The organism is Paracoccus sp. PAMC 22219, from assembly GCF_000787695.1.
Lineage (GTDB): Bacteria > Pseudomonadota > Alphaproteobacteria > Rhodobacterales > Rhodobacteraceae > Paracoccus.
Map to the genome: position 1 here is coordinate 1 of NZ_BBPH01000247.1, position 3,639 is coordinate 3,639.

At 54.6% G+C, this 3,639-nt stretch carries 5 protein-coding genes; 3 read left to right on the forward strand and 2 right to left on the reverse strand.

Annotated features, from left to right (window positions below):
* Positions 1 to 692 precede the first annotated feature (692 nt).
* Complete coding sequence (locus TY51_RS19620; RefSeq protein WP_156118137.1) at positions 693 to 923, reverse strand: hypothetical protein; 231 nt, start codon at positions 921 to 923, stop codon at positions 693 to 695.
* Positions 924 to 1,131: 208 nt separating this feature from the next.
* Here TY51_RS19620 and TY51_RS22335 point away from each other — a divergent pair, with 208 nt between their 5' ends.
* Entirely contained in the window at positions 1,132 to 1,305 is a 174-nt protein-coding gene (locus tag TY51_RS22335; protein ID WP_156118138.1) for a hypothetical protein, read from the forward strand.
* Between the two features lie 435 nt (positions 1,306 to 1,740).
* On the opposite strand, the gene TY51_RS21490 is transcribed toward TY51_RS22335, so the two are convergent.
* Positions 1,741 to 2,325, reverse strand: a complete 585-nt coding sequence (locus TY51_RS21490) for a TetR/AcrR family transcriptional regulator (RefSeq protein WP_156118139.1) — start codon at positions 2,323 to 2,325, stop codon at positions 1,741 to 1,743.
* A 279-nt stretch (positions 2,326 to 2,604) separates the two neighbouring features.
* Here TY51_RS21490 and TY51_RS19635 point away from each other — a divergent pair, with 279 nt between their 5' ends.
* Positions 2,605 to 3,126, forward strand: a complete 522-nt coding sequence (locus TY51_RS19635; protein ID WP_052650502.1) for a GAF domain-containing protein — start codon at positions 2,605 to 2,607, stop codon at positions 3,124 to 3,126.
* Positions 3,127 to 3,396: 270 nt separating this feature from the next.
* Positions 3,397 to 3,639, forward strand: a 243-nt coding sequence (locus tag TY51_RS19640) for a response regulator (protein ID WP_042253009.1), incomplete at its 3' end; no start/stop codon positions are given.

A 3,639-nucleotide genomic window follows, 5' to 3' on the forward strand; every position in this document is an offset into this window, starting at 1 on the left:
TTTAGAGACGTACGGATCATCGCGATGACAGTCCCCGCCCTTCTGACGTCAAAGGGTGCGCGCTAGTGACGCATGAACACGGCAAAAAGCCCCACCTTGGCGGGGCTTCTTAACTGGCGTGAGTGGTGACCTGATACTCTTGCACTCTGGAACAAGCACCTAACCCGCTGGAGCTTTCGAAGGTTCCAAACAAGGGCATACAATTGGAAATGCCGTACAGCCTACGCGTGCTTTCGCGTCAGCCCAGATGCTTTACTACTGCTGGAGACGCTATGGTCGTGGCCAAGAGGAGGGATCTGGCCAGGCTGCAATAGCCGGTTGATAGAGATCGATCCGTTAACGTCGCAATATAGACGACAGTGCTGGTTAAGTGCCGCAGCCTATCTTTGGATGCACGACACCAGCTTTCCAGAGAACCGCACCCTATAAAGCATCTGGCGTGACGAGAGGCAGGGCGATCGTTATACGCTCATAGCCGTGCACCTGAGCGCCGTGCTGGCAGCATCGGGTCAGATGGCAGACTGTTCGTCCCGTAACAGGCCCTCGTTTAGTTCGGCAGCCGAGTTCATGGAATAAGAGAATTGGAATGACCGCAGGCCGGGCTAACAAGGTTACGCTCGAGGTGGGGGGTGAAGCTGGGTTCTTTCCAGCCAATGGGACGACGACCAGGCGATCCGTGTCCGGGGACTAAATCAGGTCCAGCCGTCAACGAGTATTTTCCATTGGCCGAGCAAAGCAGCTGCCTTGTAATCGCCTTGACGTTCGCGCTCCGCTGCAGCGACAGACATCATCATTACCACACTTTGGTTGTCCATCACTCCTGGGCAAGTAAGTGTGGCGCGCAGGATGTTCAGCAGAACGCGCTCGGCCGCTGCACGCTGTTCGATCTCGCCCAGAAACTCCTCATCGGTATGCATGGTCATTCCGGATTTTATATCACTGATTTTGCATGCAACCAAATGTCTGCACCTACGCTAAATCCCCATACAAAGCCGAAGGTTTCACAAACCGAACGCTTATCTTTTGATTTTTGTATGACCCCTGCAAAAGAGCGATGGTCCCGGAGGTGGCTTTCTTTGTGGATTGGGTACAAGTTCCGAACGTCGACGAGATGGATAACAATGGATCGCCATGCACACCGCCTGGCGCGGCCTCGAGCGATGCATCCTCGAGGCCCCGAACCCGGTCAGGGACGGCTCGGTCATTCCAGCCGAACTGACTAACAATTACGCGGCCACAGGCTATTTCGATGGCTCTCTTGGCGGAGAGAAGGCCGGGACAACCATGACCTGGATCTCCAGATGAAAATTCCGCCGGCGTGAAAAACGTGAGATGACCCCCTCAAGAGCTCAGCTGACGAATGTCCTCTAGGCTAGGCCCTAAAGGATGAATGTTTACGCTGCAGAACTTTGTGTCGACCTCGCCGCTGCCTGTCATAGTCATAACCAGAGCCGTCTTCATAGTTTGCGTGCCGCTGTTCTGGCGCGGTCTGGTGGGCGAGTTCTATGCCTCGCGGATCGGTCACAGCCCAAAGCTTCAAGTCCGACACCTACCCCGGTGGCCATGGGCCGTCCCGTTTGTGGGGTGGGCCCTGCAGATGCAGCTTACCTGACAGACGGCGATGCATACCCATGTGGCGTCTCTATGCGCGATGCGATTGCTTCCGCCCTCATCAATCGCCATGGAGGCGTCCAATACCTGCTGATCAACTGCCCAAATACGTCTTTTTCGGGGAATTGTTTAGACAGCTTGCTCGTCCGTGACGGCATGTCCGCATAGGAACAGATCAGCGGCAGCCTGTGCAAAGGTTGACAATTGCTCCTTCGTGAACTCAGAGCCAGTCAGCATTGCATGTTGCTGGACTCGGCCGGTCACCATGGCCACAAGTTGACGGGCCGAATGATCGCTGTCGTGGATATTGATCTGTCCCCGGTCAATCCATGTCTTGATCTGCGTCTCGAGGGGATTGATGATACGGTCCCCGATAGCGGCCTGATAGGCTGCGGCAGCCTGCGGAAATCGGACCCCTTCCGCGGTAATAATACGCAAGAGACGTAGCCTTGGCTTAGCGGCCGCCCAGTCAGCAAGCTCAGTCAGAACCTTGGGCAGAATGTCTGCAGGATGCCCATTTCGGCATTTGTCGAACGGGGACTTTCGAAATGCATTGTCAATCTCCGCACGAATGGCTGCAGAAAACATTAGCGATTTGTCTGGAAAGTAGCTGTAGAGCGTCGCTTTGGAGACTCCGGCCGCGCGGGTGATATCATCAACGCTAGCGCCTGCGTACCCATCCCGAAGAAAAATGACTGCCGCGCCATCCCGCACTTTATCATATTTGCGGCCCGGCTTGGTTATGGGTGTTTTATTCAGCTAATTCATCAGTGTCATCGTTCATTCCCCTCAGGCGCAGGCCTGCAATTTTCCGAAGGCGCATTCTTTCTCGCAAGAGCTTGGGCTCCATTGTTGGGAGGCCGAAGATCTCTGTCGTGAGAACCTTTCGGTGTATGGTCGACACGTTATCCGGCGATAAAAAACGACCAATCGCTAGAATGCAAGGTGCTTTGCGTGCGATGAAGTTGCATACGTCATCTATGACGGGCTGACATGCACATCGTGAGAACCGCCATGCCCCAACAGTCCCCCCCACTATCCACGCTTTTTGCCAGTTCGGACGACGGTGTCGCTCTTCAGAACACATTGGATACGGTTCGCGAAACGCTTGGGATGGAGGTCGCCTACTTGTCCGAGTTTATTCAGGAACGAGCTGTTTTCCATGCCGTCAGCGCCCCCGGTTTGGAAGCGATGATCCGTCCCAGCCAGAGCATGGATTTGCGGGAGGTGTACTGCAAACATATCCTTGATGGCGGCTTGCCCAGTCTGATGACCGATACCAGTCAGCATGCCATCGCGACCGACTTGCCGATCACACAAATGATCCCGATCGGTAGCCACCTGTCCGTTCCGGTCAGGCGGGCCGATGGCACCGTCTTTGGCATGTTCTGCTTCCTGAGCCGTCATGCACGGCCGGATCTGGGACAGGATGACCTGACCATGGTGCTGGCGCAGTCGGAACGTGTCGGGACACGCCTGTTCGGAGGTCAGACCTTACCCCCGCCTGAAACATGATCAGCAAGAGAATACCAGTTTGAAGATGTCTGCAGCTTGAAGCAACACTCACTATGAGGGCGTAGTGGACCTGTCAGCCATTTTCTATCAGGCAGACCGCAACCTGCGGGTGGGTCGGTTACCGCCAATTGGCTACTCCTCTCTTACCGACCTCGAAAACCACTGCCCACGAGCGATTAGCCGCCACAGCATTTCTCAGTGGGAACTGTAGAGCTATGAACTCCTTTTTCTCTCATATACCAATACCGCTATGACGATGAGAATTTAAGTATGAACATATCACAATTTGACCCGGTGGTTCTTGTTGTCGAGGATCAGGGGCTTTTGCGCATGACGGCCGTCTCGATCATGGAAGATGCAGGGTTCGAGGCGATAGAGGCCAGGAACGCGGAAGAAGCCTTGATTTTGCTAAGACGTTATCCTGACATTCTGGTCGTGTTCACGGATATCGACTTGAGCGCTGAGAAAGATGGGATCTGGCTTGCCGAACAGATCAACAAGGAATGGCCAAAA

Bases quoted from the DNA above. Each gene is read 5' to 3' on its own strand.
- TY51_RS22335 (WP_156118138.1), top strand. From the start codon at position 1,132: ATGCACACCGCCTGGCGCGGCCTCGAGCGATGCATCCTCGAGGCCCCG.
- TY51_RS19620 (WP_156118137.1), bottom strand. From the start codon at position 923: ATGACCATGCATACCGATGAGGAGTTTCTGGGCGAGATCGAACAGCGT.
- TY51_RS19635 (WP_052650502.1), top strand. From the start codon at position 2,605: ATGCACATCGTGAGAACCGCCATGCCCCAACAGTCCCCCCCACTATCC.